Here is a 17,311-nt window from a genome sequence, read left to right on the forward strand (position 1 = left end):
CCTGATTAATCTTCTGCTTTACGTAATTTTTTATAGGTATTAATCAGGCCATTCGTGGAGCAGTCATGACTGCTTATGGTTTCGTCATTTAGCAGTTCGGGTAAAATGACTTTGGCTAGCACCTTACCCAGTTCAACGCCCATTTGATCGAAAGAGTTGATATTCCAAATAGCGCCTTGCACGAAGATTTTATGCTCGTAGAACGCGATTAAAGAGCCTAATGTTTTAGGTGTAAGCTTATCGAAAAGAAAAGAATTAGACGGTTTGTTACCCACAAAGACTTTAGATGCGACTAATATGGCGTTATTTCTGTCTTGTTCGGGTAGTTCAGCAATGACTTCTTCGGCACTTCTGCCATGCATCAAAGCTTCCGGTTGGGCAAGAAAGTTTGAAATTAAAATATCATGATGTTTCGGTAGGTGATAATGTGAGTTAGCCGGAGCCAGGAAATCACAGGGTATCAGTTTAGTGCCTTGATGGATCAATTGGTAAAACGCATGCTGTCCATTCGTTCCCGGCTGGCCCCAGATGATCGGTCCGGTACTATAATCGACCGATTGGCCCTCTCTGTCGATGCTCTTACCGTTACTTTCCATGTCGCTTTGTTGTAGGAATTCGCAAAAATAACGCAGTGATTGGTCGTAGGGCAATATCGCATGAGATTCTGCGCCATAAAAATTATTATACCAAATGCCTAGTAAACCCATGATGACCGGAATATTGCGTTCGAATGACGTATGTCGAAAATGTAAATCGGCTTCATGGGCGCCTTGCAACAATTGTTCGAAATTATCCATCCCTACTTGTAACGCAATGGACAAGCCAATTGCTGACCATAATGAATAACGTCCGCCAACCCAGTCCCAAAACTCGAACATATTTTCCGGATTAATCCCGAAGTCAATGACATTTTCAGGGTGTGTAGAAATCGCGACAAAATGCTTACCGATGGCTTTTACGTCATTGATTTGCTCGAGCAACCAGTTTCTAGCGGAGTGCGCATTAGTCATGGTTTCCTGAGTGTTGAACATTTTTGATGCAACGATAAACAGAGTCGTTTCGGCGTTGAGCGATTTGAGTGTTTCGACGAGATCAGTTTGATCGACGTTTGAAACAAAATGAACATTTAATTTATCGGAAGCATAAGGGGTTAGCGCAGTAGCAACCATCTTCGGGCCAAGGTTCGAGCCGCCTATGCCGATATTGACGATGTCCTTAACGGGTTTCCCAGTGTGCCCTAGCCATTGCTCGTTTCTTACCTTATCCGTGAAGACGCGCATTTTAGTTAGAACCTGATTGATGTTCGGCATGACATCGACGCCGTCAACCATGACCGGTTGGTTGCTTCTATTGCGTAATGCGGTATGCAAAACAGCTCTTTGTTCGGTATGGTTGATTTTTTCGCCGGTAAACATGGCTTCGATTTTTGAACTAAGTGCCGAATCAGTTGCCAAATCGACCAACAATGCACGTGTGTCTTCTGTGATTAAGTTTTTCGAGTAGTCGAATAGAATGTCGTTGAAATGAAGTGAGAATTGTTCAAAACGACGAGGATTTAGATTAAATGCTTCTCTTAGGTCGAAGTCTTTAAGGGCGGCGCAATGACTAGCTAAGGATTTCCAGGTGGGGGTCCGGGTCAAAGATGGCATGTGATTAGTTTCCTGTATGGGTCGGTCAGGTTTGCAAAAGTCTACGAAAACACGGCTAGTTGCTGATACATATTAAGTAAGCATTATATTACCATGTGCCTTTTTGGGGCAATTTAGCCCGCGCCTAAATTCAAAGGACATTGTTTTTTGATGGATAAGGTGGTGTAGTTGCAAGGAAATCTTGTTGTATCATTACATATATCTATGCGAAATAACGACTAAGAAGTAAAAAGGTACGAGTTATGTTTGGCGAGATGTCGACAGCAGGTTAAAGCCGCCAAGCCCCTATGAATGGGTTTACGGCGCTCTTCGATGGGCATGCTTCCACCTGACTAAGGTTATTGACTAAGACGGGAGTAGCTTTATTTGTATTGGGTGATATGTTAGAGTTCATAAGTGCATCAGTGATAATAAAAAAATTAATGTAGTTTTTTGCTTATTCGAAACTTTGGTTTATCGCTGGTTTTAATCTTTAAAAGAGCAACAAGCAATTATAAAAATTATAATTAACCGACAAAACTGGAAGGTATTATGAACAGAAAGAACATCGTAAGAAATAGTCTCCTAGCGCTTATGGGCTTGGTTTTTTCCGCTTCAGTTTGGGCTCATGGCGGTGCGGCTGGTACCGATACCGATCAATGTAAGTTTGAACTGGAGCCTGGGCACTGGGTTCATTACACGGCTTATCAACCCTCTGCTTTCCCAGCCGAAGAGTTTTGTGCAAATATTCCTAACACTAACACTTTGACTCAATTAGTTTTCGATTATCAAGATCCACGATACAGAAAGATGTCGGTTGAGTTTGAGGTGACAAAAGAGCCTGAAGGTACTCGTGTATTTCACATGCCTGCGAAAAAACATAAATCCGGGACAGTCACGTTAACTTTAGATAATGGCGTTCCAGAGGTCGGAAATTATCTAATTCATATCACACTGGTTCCGGATGAAGGTGAACGGATGGATGTTCACATGGGCTTTATTGCAGGTAAAGGGCAACAGACTAGTACAGGTTTGATGGCGCTATATGCCTTTTTTGTATTCGCGGGTCTTTATATCCTCTACCTGTCGCATGCCGGATTTAAGAAAAAAGTCGACGAGTTGTTAGGAAAAATCAAAGAAGTCTGAGCTTTATATACCTTTCGCACCTCAAATTTCGGCAGTACCTAATAAGGAGGTGCCGGGGTGTTCGGTCCCCGCCTAACGCTAGGTGAGGGACCGGCATAGAGCCTACAAAGACGTATTCACCCAGAACCTAAATTCCATAGCCCTTTGGCTATATAATTAATTGTCTTGGATAAATATTTAGGTGCTGGGCCTTTGACGGGCACCCCGGTACTGAATTTTGATCTACGATAGGTATATAGTATGGCGGCAAATACGATCGAAAGTCGCCAATTTTATCTTCTGGCATACCAGGCTTAGTATATACATAGAAATGGACTATGCCTGCTTATGGCAGAGGTGCAGTATTTCCTAAGTTCTGATTTCAAAAACTATTTCACATGCTATTTGCCCGGTTACGGAAATGAGAAGGGCGTTTTCCCGACCTAAAAAACCGCAGTTTTGAATGAGTGGAATAACTTAAACGAACGAGCTAAGTATTTGGTCGTAGATAACTACCCTATTTTTAAAATAGAGTAGGTTGGTTCAGTTGTTTGATTGACAGTTGTCGGCGACTGGTATCCTATCCTGTCTAAGGCGTAACGGGGCCGATACAAAGCTCATAGCTCTAGGATGATGTTATTTATCACGAAATCCTAAACGCGCAGCTCATTAAGAATGTCGACGAAAGTTGTTAAAGAAGACGAATTTTAAAGTTAAGGTGAAAATATGAGGTTTGGATTTTTCTCAATTGTTGCTACAAGTTTTATGTTGGCATCAACGGTACTTCAAGCGAAGGAGTATGAAGAGCACAACAATATGATGGATCACGGTGGCGGCCATCTAATGGACATGGGCGGCGGAATGGTAATGGGGCAAAATACGGATACCTTGCCCGGTGGTTGCGATAAGATTGTTGCAACTAAAGAAATTACAGTTCGCGCAGGGCATCAATATGCCGAAAAATTTCCGGGGCGAATGTTTGCATTCGATACCCAGGAGTTTCAGTTCGAACCCTGCACCAAATTGACGGTTAATTTCATTAACGATGACAATGTTCGACATCAATGGATGATGCATGGTCTACCCAAATATTTGTATCCGAAAGGCATGTTTCATTTGGAAGTAACCGGTCCCGGAAAAATATCGGGTACATTAATTTTACCGCCTGGAGATAAGACCTATTTAGTACATTGCGATATCGCCCAGCATATGGAGAAAGGGATGAAGGCGCAATTGAAGGTAGGTAAAGGAGCCGGTGATTTGCCAAGTATCCCGGGCGTGACCCCCTATGTGATTCAGGATAGTTACGAAGTTTCTCCAATTCTTGATAATCCGATCCAGTCCCAAGACGCTTCAGGGGCAACATCGAGTAACACGGCTTCACAAGAGAGTAGCTCGTGGTTTTCCGGGGTTATGGTAATCGGTTTGGCGATTGGTTTATTGATTTCACCTTTATTAGCGAAGAAATTTAAAGGGATGAGTTTTTCCGAAGGTGTCTCTTATGTATTTGAATTAATCGGAAATGTATTAGGTTTTATATACAGACTTTTTTCCAAAGTGCTACAGTCCGTTTTTTCAGGAAAAAATAAAGTATTGCCTGAGAAATAAATGTAAAAAATGGGTCAAGCCCCTGTAACCTTTGGGTTTCAGGGGCTTTTTTGTGGGTTAAGTAAATGCCGGAAGATTTTCTAGGTTTGGCGGGTTTATTTTTTAGTGCCTTTATATCGTCGACGATTGCTCCAGGCGGTTCTGAAGCCGTGCTGGCTCTGATGGTGTCGGAACATCAGGACCAAGTGATACTATTAGTCGGAATTGCGACTATCGGCAATACTTTAGGTGCTTTGACTACTTGGTTTTTAGGATATATAGCGGCAAAGAAATATCCTATCGATTCATTGTTAGACACTAAAAAACAAAAAGCGATAATGTGGGTTAGAAAATGGGGGCGATGGGCGCTTTTATTTTCATGGTTACCGGTTATCGGAGATGGTTTTTGTTTTGCCGGAGGGTGGTTAAAATTATCTTTGTATTCATCTATAGTATTCATTTTTATTGGAAAATTAGTTCGATATGCGGCGATTTCCTGGGTATTCGCGGGAAATTAACGAGGATTGCTGCTTTTGTTTAAATATGTGTTCAAAGAGGAAGTTTGATGTTAAGACATTTTCCGGAGCCGGGTATTGCTTACGAGCATAGACCTCGCGACTATTTTATTGCAGGATTTACATTTTTTTGTGTGGCTGTTTGTTTGGTCGTTGATGCTAACGCTACCTTGGAAAAACAAAATGCATTGGGGGTGTGCGGATGGGTTTTTCTCATAGGTTTGTTGTTGGGCGAGTCTAGTGAAGTAAGGATGCAAGTTATTATTGCCGTAGCATTTGCGACAGTCGGCGAGCATTTTGCGTCCCCTTATATGGGAGGATATACCTATCGTTTTGAAAATGTGCCGGCCTATGTTCCCCCAGGTCATGGTATGGTTTACTTGACTGCCGTTGCATTGGCGCGTTCCGGATTCTTTATGCGGTATGCGCGAATGATTGCGCTATTCGTCGTCGTAGTTTGTGGGCTTTGGTCGATTTGGGGCATCAGTGGCCTGGCTGCGCAGGGCGACTCTGTAGGGGCACTGTTGTTTTGTATATTTTTAGGCTATTTATTCAAAGGACGTTCTCCGCTGGTGTATCTGGCTGCATTTTTTATTACAACTTGGTTAGAGTTAATTGGGACGGCTTCCGGAACTTGGACTTGGGCTTCTATTGATCCTGTATTGAGTCTTCCGCAAGGAAACCCGCCGAGCGGAGTGGCTGCTTGGTATTGTTTGGTCGATGCGGTTGCAATGGGTGGGGCTGCGCCGGTTATGAAAGGGTTAACAAATGTATCTACTTGGTTGCCTATTATAGGGCGAAGCCGAGTCGCCGCTTATCAATCGGCGGATGAATAGATAGAGTATAGGTGAGCAAAAATTCTTTATCGTGAATGTTGTTATACCGTTGATCAAATTTAGGCACCAAAATTTGGTTGGTAATGTGCAAACAAAAAGTTTTTTCATGTCACTAGACCCAGTCTTAAAAAATGTTGTGCCTAGGGTTTAAAAATTGAGTTATAAGAGTTAAAAATCATGCCAATTTTTACTGAGCTTCTACAAATAAGTTTGGGTTGAATTATTGGCGCATGAAATCGTCGCGTGTTTTTTGCATTGTTTGGGTTTTAAACCGAGGTTGAAAATGAAAAAATTAGCATTAATTGTGTTGGTATTGTTTGCGCCAACGGCGTTTGCCGATTGGGTCTTAAATCAAAAATTATCGTCATTAAGTTTTCTCACTACCAAAAATGCAAGCGTTACCGAGAAACATACGTTCAATAAAATGTCTGGATCGTTAAGCGATAAAGGTGTGGCGAGACTAGTTATTCAGTTAAATAGTGTCGAAACCGGTGTGCTGATCAGAAATGAACGCATGAAGGAGTTTTTATTTCAAATTGAACGTTTTCCGGAAGCGTTAGTTGAGCTGAAATTTGATAAGACTAAGTTGGATTCGTTAAAGGCCGGACAAATGATGGACCTGCCCGTAACCGCGAATCTTAAATTGCACGGTGTTGAGCGTTCAATGGATGCTAATTTAAGAATTATTAAGTTAACTAATTCTCAAGTCTCGGTGACAACTGTCGAGCCGATTATCATGAATACCGAATGGTTCGGTTTGCAGGCGGGAGTTGAAAAGTTACGCGAAATCGTTAATTTGCAGAGCATTACCGGAGCGGTGCCCGTCACGTTGAGTCTTGTTTACAATTTACAATAAAAAATTTTTCAATAGATTTGTTTGCACGGCTCTCTTCTTGGTTATTGAGGTTTAAGCGTCTGATGTTTATCGGGAAAGTGTTTATAATTCCGTCATGCAAAATCTGCAATCACTTATCCATGGTATTCAGGTTGCCGCAAGTTTGTATGAATGAATTCGTCTAACACCTAAATTACCTATACTCATCGTGGATCAAAATTCGGCCCCGGGGCGCGCGTCAAAGGACGCCATAAATATGTCCATATAGGCTCTATGCCAGCCCCATGCTGGCAAAGCCTTTGCCGAGAAACCCGGTGCTTCCTTAGTCGCTGCCGAAATTTGAAGTGCGAAAGGTATAGACAGATCTCATACCTTTTATTCTTAGACGGGTTTTCGATCAAAAGGGAGTAAGTTGGGAAGTTGTCAATTTTTGAGCGAAAGGGCGACAAAAACTAAATCTTGAGCCTGCTTTCAGATAAATAAAAGAGAACAGGGCTAAATATAAATTAATCAGTTAATCGGCCGGTTCGTTTCGTTACGAATTAGACTGTGGGATCATGAAAATTTTTAAGTCAAAAAAAAAGAACAAAACAAAGACCGGTTATCTAGTTTATAAAAGATTACTGAGTTATGTTCGCCCCTATAGAAGCTGGTTTTTTTTCAGCATAATCGGTTTCTTGATATATGCGGCGACACAACCTTTATTTGCGGCAATCTTAAAACACATCATCGATTCGTTACAGAGCGGCTCGAGAGAAGATGTCGGTTTAATGCCCTTGCTCTTTATCGGCTTGATATTATTAAGAGGAACCGGATCTTATCTTGGTAATTATTTCATTGCCAAAGTGTCTACAAGTATCGTTCATGCATTGAGGTGTGAAATATTTAATCATTATACGAGGTTGCCTACGAATTATTTCGATTCAAACAACAGCGGTTACATGATGTCTAGGATCACGCATAATGTTGGAGAGGTGACGCAGGCAACGACAGACTCGGTACAAATCGTAATTAAGGAAGGATTGACTGCGCTTGGCCTAGTGCTGTATTTGTTTTATATGAACTGGTTGCTGACATTAGCATTTTTGTCAGTCACGCCATTTATAGTGTGGTTGGTCAAGTATGTGAGTAAAAGATTACGCTTATTGAGTAAAGATATTCAAAATTCGATAGGTAATTTGACGCACATAACGTCTGAGCTGGTCAGTGGGCATCGAATTGTGAGGAGTTATGGAGGCGAAGAATATGAAAAAAATAGATTTAAGATTAGTAGCCAATTTCATCGTCGACAATCATTAAAACTTGCGGCAACATCTGCGTTACATGGGCCATTGCTGCAACTAATTATTTCTATTGCCTTGGCTGGTTTAATGTATTTGTCTTTGACTCTAATGCAAGAGGCTACTGCGGGTGAATTTGTTGCGTTTTTAACAGCCGCTTTTCTTTTGCCGCGCCCCATTAGGCAATTGAGCGATGCTAATTCAAAAATACAAAAAGGAGTGGTGGCGGCCGAGTCCTTGTTTGCCATATTAGATGAGCCAGTCGAGAATGATTCTGGTGAATATGAGCCAAAGCATTGTAGCGGAAAAATTGAATTTAAAAACGTACGATTTAAATACCAGGGAGCGGAGAGCGAGGCATTAAAAGGAATTAGTTTTACGGTTGAGCCAGGACAGACTGTAGCTTTAGTTGGTGCTTCGGGAGGAGGCAAGAGCACGCTGATTAATTTATTGCCAAGATTTTACGAATATTCATCGGGTCAAATCCTTCTTGATGGTGTAGACATAACTGCTTATAAGTTGGAAAACTTAAGGCGACAAATTGCAGTAGTAACCCAACAAGTCACATTGTTTAACGATACGGTAGCGAATAATATTGCTTATGGCGCTTTGCAAGGGGTGTCTTTGGAAAGCGTGGAGCAAGCGGCAAAAGATGCCTATGCGATGAAATTCATCCAAAAAATGCCGAAGAGTTTGCAAACCGAAATCGGAGAAAATGGCGTCAAGTTATCTGGAGGACAAAAACAGCGATTAGCATTAGCGAGAGCTTTATTGAAAAATGCGCCGGTTTTGATCCTAGATGAAGCCACTTCTGCTCTCGATACCGAATCAGAACGGTATATTCAAAAGGCATTGCAGAACATTCTTATAAATAGGTCCACAATAGTGGTGGCCCACCGTTTGTCTACTATAGAGAATGCCGATGTAATTCTTGTAATGGATAATGGTCAAATAGTAGAACAGGGCAGCCACAAGGAATTGCTTGCAAAGAATGGGCTCTATGCCAGGCTATACGACATGCAGTTCAATGGCGAGACCAATTTGGCCGGATAAAGTGTGCCTTTCGCGCTTCAAATTTCGGTAGACCCCGAGGAGGAGGCGAGGTGTCCGTCAAAGGACGGCGTGAATACGTTCCTGTAGGCTCTATGCCAGCTCTATGTTGGCCAAAGGCCTTGTCAGACACCTCGGGCCGAATTTTGATCTACGATGGTTATAAATTGACATAAGGAAAATAAATTCTTGACGAGTTGAGAAGGTGCTGTATAATGCTCGTCTTTCCCGCCGCGAAGCAGCGGAATGACGGGGAAAGAGATTGAAAATAAAGTTTGACATTGAGTTTAGCCTCTGTATAATAGGCGGGCTCAACGGGAGAGAAAGTTCTTCCAGCTCTTTAACAAGCAGATCAAAATAATTTGTGTGGGTGCTTGTGGCGAATAGCTTAGCGGTTAAAGCTATTCGACGCAAGAACAACACGTTAATTCAAGCAGTTTACGTTTAATTCTTAGTCGAGCCAAGATTGGTGACTGATCTTATTTAGTCACAAACCATATTAAACTGAAGAGTTTGATCATGGCTCAGATTGAACGCTGGCGGTATGCTTAACACATGCAAGTCGAACGGTAACGGTCCTTCGGGAGCCGACGAGTGGCGGACGGGTGAGTAACGCGTAGGAATCTGCCTGGTAGTGGGGGACAACTCGGAGAAATCCGAGCTAATACCGCATACGCCCTACGGGGGAAAGCGGGGGATCTTCGGACCTCGCGCTATCAGATGAGCCTGCGTTGGATTAGCTAGTTGGTAGGGTAAAGGCCTACCAAGGCGACGATCCATAGCTGGTCTGAGAGGACGATCAGCCACACTGGGACTGAGACACGGCCCAGACTCCTACGGGAGGCAGCAGTGGGGAATATTGGACAATGGGCGCAAGCCTGATCCAGCAATACCGCGTGTGTGAAGAAGGCCTGAGGGTTGTAAAGCACTTTCAATAGGGAGGAAAAAGCGTTGGTTAATAGCTGATGCCTTGACATTACCTATAGAAGAAGCACCGGCTAACTCCGTGCCAGCAGCCGCGGTAATACGGAGGGTGCGAGCGTTAATCGGAATTACTGGGCGTAAAGCGTGCGTAGGCGGCTGTTTAAGTCAGATGTGAAAGCCCCGGGCTTAACCTGGGAACGGCATTTGATACTGGGCAGCTAGAGTTTAGGAGAGGAGAGTGGAATTTCCGGTGTAGCGGTGAAATGCGTAGAGATCGGAAGGAACACCAGTGGCGAAGGCGGCTCTCTGGCCTAAAACTGACGCTGAGGTACGAAAGCGTGGGTAGCAAACAGGATTAGATACCCTGGTAGTCCACGCCGTAAACGATGTCAACTAGCCGTTGGGTCTTTATTAAGACTTAGTGGTGCAGCTAACGCATTAAGTTGACCGCCTGGGGAGTACGGCCGCAAGGTTAAAACTCAAATGAATTGACGGGGGCCCGCACAAGCGGTGGAGCATGTGGTTTAATTCGATGCAACGCGAAGAACCTTACCTACCCTTGACATCCAGAGAATCTGTGAGAGATCGTAGAGTGCCTTCGGGAACTCTGAGACAGGTGCTGCATGGCTGTCGTCAGCTCGTGTCGTGAGATGTTGGGTTAAGTCCCGTAACGAGCGCAACCCTTATCCTTAGTTGCCAGCACGTCATGGTGGGAACTCTAGGGAGACTGCCGGTGATAAACCGGAGGAAGGTGGGGACGACGTCAAGTCATCATGGCCCTTATGGGTAGGGCTACACACGTGCTACAATGGCCGGTACAGAGGGCAGCGAACTTGCGAAAGTCAGCAAATCCCAGAAAGCCGGTCCTAGTCCGGATTGCAGTCTGCAACTCGACTGCATGAAGTCGGAATCGCTAGTAATCGCGAATCAGAATGTCGCGGTGAATACGTTCCCGGGCCTTGTACACACCGCCCGTCACACCATGGGAGTGGGTTGCAAAAGAAGTAGGTAGTTTAACCTTCGGGAGGGCGCTTACCACTTTGTGATTCATGACTGGGGTGAAGTCGTAACAAGGTAGCCCTAGGGGAACCTGGGGCTGGATCACCTCCTTACAAAGACAGCAAGCGTTCGTCATAAGTACCCACAACAAATTATTTTGATCGAAGACGTCACGAGCCTGGGCCTGTAGCTCAGTTGGTTAGAGCGCACCCCTGATAAGGGTGAGGTCGGAGGTTCAAATCCTCCCAGGCCCACCAACGCGGCGCAAGCCTAGAAGCGGAAGGACCACCCGTCAAGCTAGCAGTGTTTAGTTTGCACGAACCCCAAAGGGGCCATAGCTCAGCTGGGAGAGCGCCTGCCTTGCACGCAGGAGGTCGGGAGTTCGATCCTCCCTGGCTCCACCAATGCTATACAGTTTGAACGGCGTAAGCTTAAACAGACTGTATAGCATTGGTGACGGAAACAACGTCAGTAATAGCTCTTTAACAACTTGGAAATCTGTACACTGTAACTTCAGCGTTTAAAGCAATTTAAACCGAGAAGGTACACGAAAAACAAATTCACCGACACAGCCGGTAGAGTCAAGCTTAACAACGTTAGCGCCGCAAGGCGAAGGCGGAAGGAAAGCGAAAGCAAACCGGACGTGAAGTGAATGAGTTCTCAAGCAGAAAGCGAAAATGTCAGCTGACAGATAACGCCAGCGTTCTGAACCGAATTTAGCATACCGAAAGGTAGTGCGAGAGCGGTCAGACTGATTGGGGTTATATGGTCAAGTGAATAAGCGCATACGGTGGATGCCTAGGCGATAAGAGGCGACGAAGGACGTAGTAGCATGCGATAAGCCGCGGGGAGTTTGCAAACTAACTTTGATCCGCGGATTTCCGAATGGGGCAACCCAATCAGGACAACCTGATTATCCTTAAGTGAATACATAGCTTAAGGAGGCGAACCCGGGGAACTGAAACATCTAAGTACCCGGAGGAAAAGAAATCAACCGAGATTCCCTTAGTAGCGGCGAGCGAACGGGGACCAGCCCTTAAGTCCAGCCCCAGTTAGTGGAATGCCCTGGAAAGAGCAGCCATAGACGGTGATAGCCCAGTACACGAAAACTGGAGCTGGATGAAAACGAGTAGGACGGGGCACGTGAAACCTTGTCTGAACATGGGGGGACCATCCTCCAAGGCTAAATACTCCTTATCGACCGATAGTGAACCAGTACCGTGAGGGAAAGGCGAAAAGAACCGAGGAGATCGGAGTGAAATAGAACCTGAAACCGTATGCGTACAAGCAGTAGGAGTCCCGCCCCTAAATTACTTTAGGAAAAACAAATGCATTACTTTTATGTCTTACAAGCAATTGAAGATAAAGAAAAGTTTTACTTTGGCTGCACGAGTAACCTGAAAGAGCGAATTAACTCGCATAATGCAGGTAAAAATATAGCAACTAAAAGCAATCAGTGGCGAGTGGTTTATTACGAAGCGTTTTTAACATTAAGTGGAGCGAGGCAGCGAGAATATCGTATCAAGCATCACGGCAGTGCAAAGCGTAAATTAATGGACCGAATCAAACCCACCTTAGAGTAATTTAGGGGCGGGATGACTGCGTACCTTTTGTATAATGGGTCAGCGACTTAATCTCAGTGGCAAGCTTAACCGACTAGGGGAGGCGTAGCGAAAGCGAGTCTGAATAGGGCGTCATAGTCGCTGGGATTAGACCCGAAACCGGGCGATCTATCCATGACCAGGTTGAAGGTTGGGTAATACCAACTGGAGGACCGAACCGGGATCCGTTGAAAAGGATTCGGATGAGTTGTGGATCGGAGTGAAAGGCTAATCAAGCCCGGAGATAGCTGGTTCTCCTCGAAAGCTATTTAGGTAGCGCCTCGTGTATCACTGTTGGGGGTAGAGCACTGTTTCGGCTAGGGGGTCATCTCGACTTACCAACCCGATGCAAACTCCGAATACCAACAAGTGCGAGCACGGGAGACACACGGCGGGTGATAAGGTCCGTCGTGAAAAGGGAAACAGCCCAGACCGTCAGCTAAGGTCCCCAAATCTATGCTCAGTGGGAAACGATGTGAGAAGGCCCAGACAGCCAGGAGGTTGGCTTAGAAGCAGCCATCCTTTAAAGAAAGCGTAATAGCTCACTGGTCGAGTCGGCTTGCGCGGAAGATTCACCGGGGCTAAGCATAGTACCGAAGCTACGGATCCTACGTAAGTAGGGTGGTAGAGGAGCGTTCTGTACGCCTGCGAAGGTCGATTGAGAAGTCGGCTGGAGGTATCAGAAGTGCGAATGCTGACATGAGTAACGATAATGGGGGTGAAAAACCCCCACGCCGAAAACCCAAGGTTTCCTGCGCAACGCTAATCGACGCAGGGTTAGTCGGCACCTAAGGCGAGGCCGAAAGGCGTAGTCGATGGAAAACAGGTTAATATTCCTGTACCGGAGGTAACTGCGATGGGGTGACGGAGAAGGCTAGGTCAGCTGTCTGTTGGAATAGGCAGTTTAAGCGAGTAGGGAGTGGAATTAGGCAAATCCGGTTCCATAATTCTGAGACGTGATGACGAGTATCCCTTAGGGGAGACGAAGTGATTGATGCCCTGCTTCCAAGAAAAACCTCTAAGCTTCAGGTTACCTGCGGCCGTACCCTAAACCGACACAGGTGGGTGGGATGAGAATTCTAAGGCGCTTGAGAGAACTCGGGTGAAGGAACTAGGCAAAATGGTACCGTAACTTCGGGAGAAGGTACGCCCTTGTTAGGTGAAGTCCCTTGCGGATGGAGCTGAAGAGGGTAGCATTAAACTGGTGGCTGCGACTGTTTAGCAAAAACATAGCACTCTGCAAACTCGAAAGAGGACGTATAGGGTGTGACGCCTGCCCGGTGCCGGAAGGTTAATTGATGGGGTTATCTCACGAGAAGCTCTTGATCGAAGCCCCGGTAAACGGCGGCCGTAACTATAACGGTCCTAAGGTAGCGAAATTCCTTGTCGGGTAAGTTCCGACCTGCACGAATGGCGTAACGATGGCCACACTGTCTCCACCCGAGACTCAGTGAAATTGAAATCGCTGTGAAGATGCAGTGTACCCGCGGCTAGACGGAAAGACCCCGTGAACCTTTACTATAGCTTGACACTGGACTTTGAACCTATTTGTGTAGGATAGGTGGGAGGCTGTGAAGCATCAACGCCAGTTGGTGTGGAGCCGACCTTGAAATACCACCCTGGTATGTTTGAAGTTCTAACCTAGGTCCCTTATCGGGATTGGGGACAGTGTCTGGTGGGTAGTTTGACTGGGGCGGTCTCCTCCCAAAGAGTAACGGAGGAGCACGAAGGTGTGCTCAGCATGGTCGGAAATCATGCGATGAGTGTAAAGGCAAAAGCACGCTTGACTGCGAGACGGACAAGTCGAGCAGGTACGAAAGTAGGTCTTAGTGATCCGGTGGTTCTGAATGGAAGGGCCATCGCTCAACGGATAAAAGGTACTCCGGGGATAACAGGCTGATACCGCCCAAGAGTTCATATCGACGGCGGTGTTTGGCACCTCGATGTCGGCTCATCACATCCTAGGGCTGAAGCAGGTCCTAAGGGTATGGCTGTTCGCCATTTAAAGTGGTACGCGAGCTGGGTTCAGAACGTCGTGAGACAGTTCGGTCCCTATCTGCCGTGGGCGTTTGAGATTTGAGGGAAGCTGCTCCTAGTACGAGAGGACCGGAGTGGACGAACCTCTGGTGTTCCGGTTGTCATGCCAATGGCATTGCCGGGTAGCTATGTTCGGACGGGATAACCGCTGAAAGCATCTAAGCGGGAAGCCTCTCCCAAGATGAGATCTCACTGGGACCGTGAGTCCCCTGAAGGGCCCTGAGAGACGATCAGGTTGATAGGTCAGGTGTGGAAGGCCAGTAATGGTTGAAGCTAACTGATACTAATTGCCCGTGAGGCTTGACCATATAACACCCAATCGGTTTGCACCGACGGTGTTAAGGCCGACAATCGCTAAAGCGAGAGAACGAAAAACGTGTACAGATTTCCAAAAAAACAGGTGAAAAAAGAAAGGTTCAAGGTGAAAGGCGCAAGGCCAAAGGCTAAGCGACAGAAACCAACAACCCGATAAAACTGAAAACACCTGAATTAAAGAGTTTTGAGTAGGCTCAACAGCAAAGCCGAATTAGGGTTAAAGAAAAAATCCTCTAACCTGGCCGCTGAAACCTTGAACCTGCTGTAACCGGTTTGCCTGGTGACCATAGCGAGCGTGTCCCACCCGATCCCATCCCGAACTCGGAAGTGAAACCGCTTAGCGCCGATGATAGTGTGGCACTTTGCCATGTGAAAGTAGGGAATTGCCAGGCGCTTATCCCAAAAGCCCGTGTTGATCACTCAACACGGGCTTTTTTTTGCCCTAAGGTTTTGCAAAAGGATGGCATCCATTAGGTACGCGTAGCGTACCCTCACAGTTAGGTTTGTAATTGGATGGGCTAGTCAATAAAGCTAATTGATTCATGGACGAAAACCAAATTGCTATAGAATGGTCGAATAGTTGTATTTACTTATAACAATGGAAAAATACATTGATGGCCTCGTTAAAAAATAAGCTTATCGCTAAACCGGTGTTGCAAATTGAGCAGAAAAATAGCTTACCCTCAATTAATCTCAAAGGTTCATGGAACTTATTAGCAATCAACGAAAGTCCAGCTATTACTCGAGAGCTTAAAGGACTGCAATTTAATTCGGATTGTATATGGCGCCTTGATGAGGTCGATGCGCTCGATAGTGCGGGAGCTTGGCTAATATGGCAAGCCTGGAGGGGAGAGTTTCCAAATCAAGTGCAAATGAGGCCGGAGCATAAGCGCTTATTCGATCGCTGGAAAACCTTTAGCTATGCACGGCCGGAAGAAGCACAGAAAAGTTTAGTACAAATTTTCAAGGACGGAAATAAAGTCATTTTGGCTTTCTATAGGCATGTATTTAGTGGAATTATTTTGCTTGGCCAATTATTGCTCGACACAGCATATCTATTCAGATCACCGAACAAAATACCTTGGCCGGAAATATCAATGACTATATATAGTTCCGGTGTAAAGGCGCTTGGCATCACAGCGTTAGTTGGCTTTTTGATTGGTATTGTTCTCAGTTATTTGTCCGCACTACAGCTGCAAGCCTTCGGTGCGGAAATCTACATTATCAATATTTTGGGGATGAGTATAATTCGAGAGTTGGGGCCTTTGTTAGCGGCTATTTTAGTAGCAGGCCGATCAGGATCTGCGTTAACCGCCCAAATAGGAATCATGCGCGTTGCAGAAGAGTTAGATGCATTGTCCTCGATGGGAATTTCGCATTCGCTACGAATCATTTTTCCAATAGTAGTCGCGTTAACCGTAACGTTACCGTTATTGACGGTATGGACTAATGCGGCCGCTCTTTTAGGTGGTATTGTGTCGGCTTGGCACACGCTCGATATAAGTATGCAACAGTTTGTGCAGAGACTACCTGATTCCGTACCTTTGGTTAATGTATTTATTGGAGTGGGCAAGGCCTCGGTATTCGGCATGTTAATAGGAATGATAGCCTGTCACTATGGATTTCATATTAAACCCAATTCGGAAAGTTTAGGGAATGAAACGACCAATTCCGTTGTCGCTTCAATTACTGTGGTGATCATGGTGGATGCGATATTTGCAATTTTATTTATGGGAACGGGAATGCCATGAATGATGTCAATGCAATCCACATGGAAAACATTTGGACCCAATTTGGTGACAACGTAATTCACGAAAATATCAGTTTCAGTTTGTCAAAAACGGAAATTCTCGGCTTGGTCGGGGCATCTGGAAGCGGAAAAACGACATTGATGCGTGAAATGATCGGATTGCAGGCTCCGACCAAAGGACGTGTTACGGTAATGGGGCAGACCTTAGATTATGAGTCCGGAAATATGTCAGGTCTGATGTTAAGTCAGTGTGGTGTATTGTTTCAAAAAGGCGCTTTATTTAGTTCGTTAAATGTTTTCGATAATATTGCGTTTCCGTTGCGGGAAATTGGTGTCAAGGATTTCGAATGGATAACTCATTTGGTTGCTTTAAAATTAGCGATGGTTGGCTTATCTGCGAAGGACGAGGTGCTCATGCCAGCGGAGCTTTCTGGAGGTATGGTTAAAAGAGTGGCTCTTGCCAGGGCCTTGATTTTAGAGCCGACGTTATTATTTCTTGATGAGCCGACATCCGGTCTTGATCCCATTGCGAGTCAAGGATTTGTGGATCTATTGTGCGAGCTTCATCATGACTTGGGTTTTACGGTTGTTATGGTCACCCATGATTTAAACGTTTTGAATGATTTGTGTACCAAAGTTGCTGTGTTAGCGGAAAAAAAATTAATTGCATACGGTCCGTTAGAAGTCGCGCTAAAGTGTAGCCATACTTTTGCGAGACAATTTTTTCATAATAAGTACGCTGAGAAAGTTTTTATGAATAGAGAGCATTGTTTTGGGTAGAGATACGCACGCTTTAGCTACCGGTCTTTTTTTACTAACACTGATAATA

The 17,311-nt window shown here is 45.1% G+C and carries 9 protein-coding genes, 2 tRNA genes and 3 rRNA genes; 13 read left to right on the forward strand and 1 reads right to left on the reverse strand.

From position 1 onward, the window contains the following. Positions 1-5: 5 nt before the first annotated feature. Positions 6-1,649 carry a glucose-6-phosphate isomerase gene (pgi, locus tag ACINK7_RS00685; protein ID WP_404359128.1) on the reverse strand — a complete coding sequence of 548 codons (1,644 nt, stop codon included), beginning with the start codon at positions 1,647-1,649 and terminating at the stop codon, positions 6-8. 531 nt (positions 1,650-2,180) lie between these two features. On the opposite strand from pgi, the gene ACINK7_RS00690 reads away from it, so the two are divergent. From ACINK7_RS00690 to ACINK7_RS00750, 13 genes are all read left to right on the forward strand, one after another. After that, on the forward strand, positions 2,181-2,774 hold the full coding sequence (locus tag ACINK7_RS00690; protein WP_404359129.1) for a hypothetical protein: 594 nt from the start codon (positions 2,181-2,183) through the stop codon (positions 2,772-2,774). Between the two features lie 705 nt (positions 2,775-3,479). Next, the gene (locus tag ACINK7_RS00695; RefSeq protein WP_404359130.1) at positions 3,480-4,361 is read left to right on the forward strand and encodes a copper oxidase; all 882 of its coding nucleotides are present in this window, start codon (positions 3,480-3,482) and stop codon (positions 4,359-4,361) included. A 65-nt stretch (positions 4,362-4,426) separates the two neighbouring features. Then, positions 4,427-4,858 (forward strand): YqaA family protein, encoded by a 432-nt coding sequence (locus ACINK7_RS00700; RefSeq protein ID WP_404359132.1) that lies wholly within the window; start codon positions 4,427-4,429, stop codon positions 4,856-4,858. 47 nt (positions 4,859-4,905) lie between these two features. Continuing rightward, positions 4,906-5,691 carry a hypothetical protein gene (locus ACINK7_RS00705; protein WP_404359133.1) on the forward strand — a complete coding sequence of 262 codons (786 nt, stop codon included), beginning with the start codon at positions 4,906-4,908 and terminating at the stop codon, positions 5,689-5,691. A gap of 283 nt (positions 5,692-5,974) precedes the next feature. Continuing rightward, the gene (locus ACINK7_RS00710) at positions 5,975-6,547 is read left to right on the forward strand and encodes a YceI family protein (RefSeq protein ID WP_404359134.1); all 573 of its coding nucleotides are present in this window, start codon (positions 5,975-5,977) and stop codon (positions 6,545-6,547) included. A gap of 536 nt (positions 6,548-7,083) precedes the next feature. Next, a complete protein-coding gene (gene msbA, locus ACINK7_RS00715) occupies positions 7,084-8,859 on the forward strand; it encodes a lipid A export permease/ATP-binding protein MsbA (protein WP_404359135.1) in 1,776 nt (591 codons plus the stop codon). A gap of 498 nt (positions 8,860-9,357) precedes the next feature. Beyond that, positions 9,358-10,892, forward strand: a 16S ribosomal RNA gene (locus ACINK7_RS00720). A gap of 67 nt (positions 10,893-10,959) precedes the next feature. After that, positions 10,960-11,036, forward strand: a tRNA-Ile gene (locus ACINK7_RS00725). A 71-nt stretch (positions 11,037-11,107) separates the two neighbouring features. Then, a tRNA-Ala gene (locus ACINK7_RS00730) sits at positions 11,108-11,183 on the forward strand. A 363-nt stretch (positions 11,184-11,546) separates the two neighbouring features. Then, a 23S ribosomal RNA gene (locus ACINK7_RS00735) occupies positions 11,547-14,725 on the forward strand. A 283-nt stretch (positions 14,726-15,008) separates the two neighbouring features. After that, a 5S ribosomal RNA gene (gene rrf, locus ACINK7_RS00740) occupies positions 15,009-15,124 on the forward strand. Together the 16S, 23S and 5S rRNA genes with 2 tRNA genes alongside form the textbook arrangement of a ribosomal RNA operon. A 222-nt stretch (positions 15,125-15,346) precedes the next feature. Further along, complete coding sequence (locus tag ACINK7_RS00745) at positions 15,347-16,483, forward strand: MlaE family ABC transporter permease (RefSeq protein WP_404359136.1); 1,137 nt, start codon at positions 15,347-15,349, stop codon at positions 16,481-16,483. Next, positions 16,480-17,262 carry an ABC transporter ATP-binding protein gene (locus ACINK7_RS00750; RefSeq protein ID WP_404359138.1) on the forward strand — a complete coding sequence of 261 codons (783 nt, stop codon included), beginning with the start codon at positions 16,480-16,482 and terminating at the stop codon, positions 17,260-17,262. Before ACINK7_RS00745 ends, ACINK7_RS00750 begins: the two co-directional genes overlap by 4 nt. Positions 17,263-17,311: the final 49 nt, after the last annotated feature.

It is taken from the genome of Methylotuvimicrobium sp. KM1 (assembly GCF_044788715.1).
Lineage (GTDB): Bacteria > Pseudomonadota > Gammaproteobacteria > Methylococcales > Methylomonadaceae > Methylotuvimicrobium.

Bases quoted from the DNA above. Each gene is read 5' to 3' on its own strand.
- ACINK7_RS00695 (WP_404359130.1), top strand. From the start codon at position 3,480: ATGAGGTTTGGATTTTTCTCAATTGTTGCTACAAGTTTTATGTTGGCA.
- ACINK7_RS00745 (WP_404359136.1), top strand. From the start codon at position 15,347: ATGGCCTCGTTAAAAAATAAGCTTATCGCTAAACCGGTGTTGCAAATT.
- ACINK7_RS00710 (WP_404359134.1), top strand. From the start codon at position 5,975: ATGAAAAAATTAGCATTAATTGTGTTGGTATTGTTTGCGCCAACGGCG.
- msbA (WP_404359135.1), top strand. From the start codon at position 7,084: ATGAAAATTTTTAAGTCAAAAAAAAAGAACAAAACAAAGACCGGTTAT.
- ACINK7_RS00750 (WP_404359138.1), top strand. From the start codon at position 16,480: ATGAATGATGTCAATGCAATCCACATGGAAAACATTTGGACCCAATTT.
- ACINK7_RS00700 (WP_404359132.1), top strand. From the start codon at position 4,427: ATGCCGGAAGATTTTCTAGGTTTGGCGGGTTTATTTTTTAGTGCCTTT.
- ACINK7_RS00705 (WP_404359133.1), top strand. From the start codon at position 4,906: ATGTTAAGACATTTTCCGGAGCCGGGTATTGCTTACGAGCATAGACCT.
- ACINK7_RS00690 (WP_404359129.1), top strand. From the start codon at position 2,181: ATGAACAGAAAGAACATCGTAAGAAATAGTCTCCTAGCGCTTATGGGC.
- pgi (WP_404359128.1), bottom strand. From the start codon at position 1,649: ATGCCATCTTTGACCCGGACCCCCACCTGGAAATCCTTAGCTAGTCAT.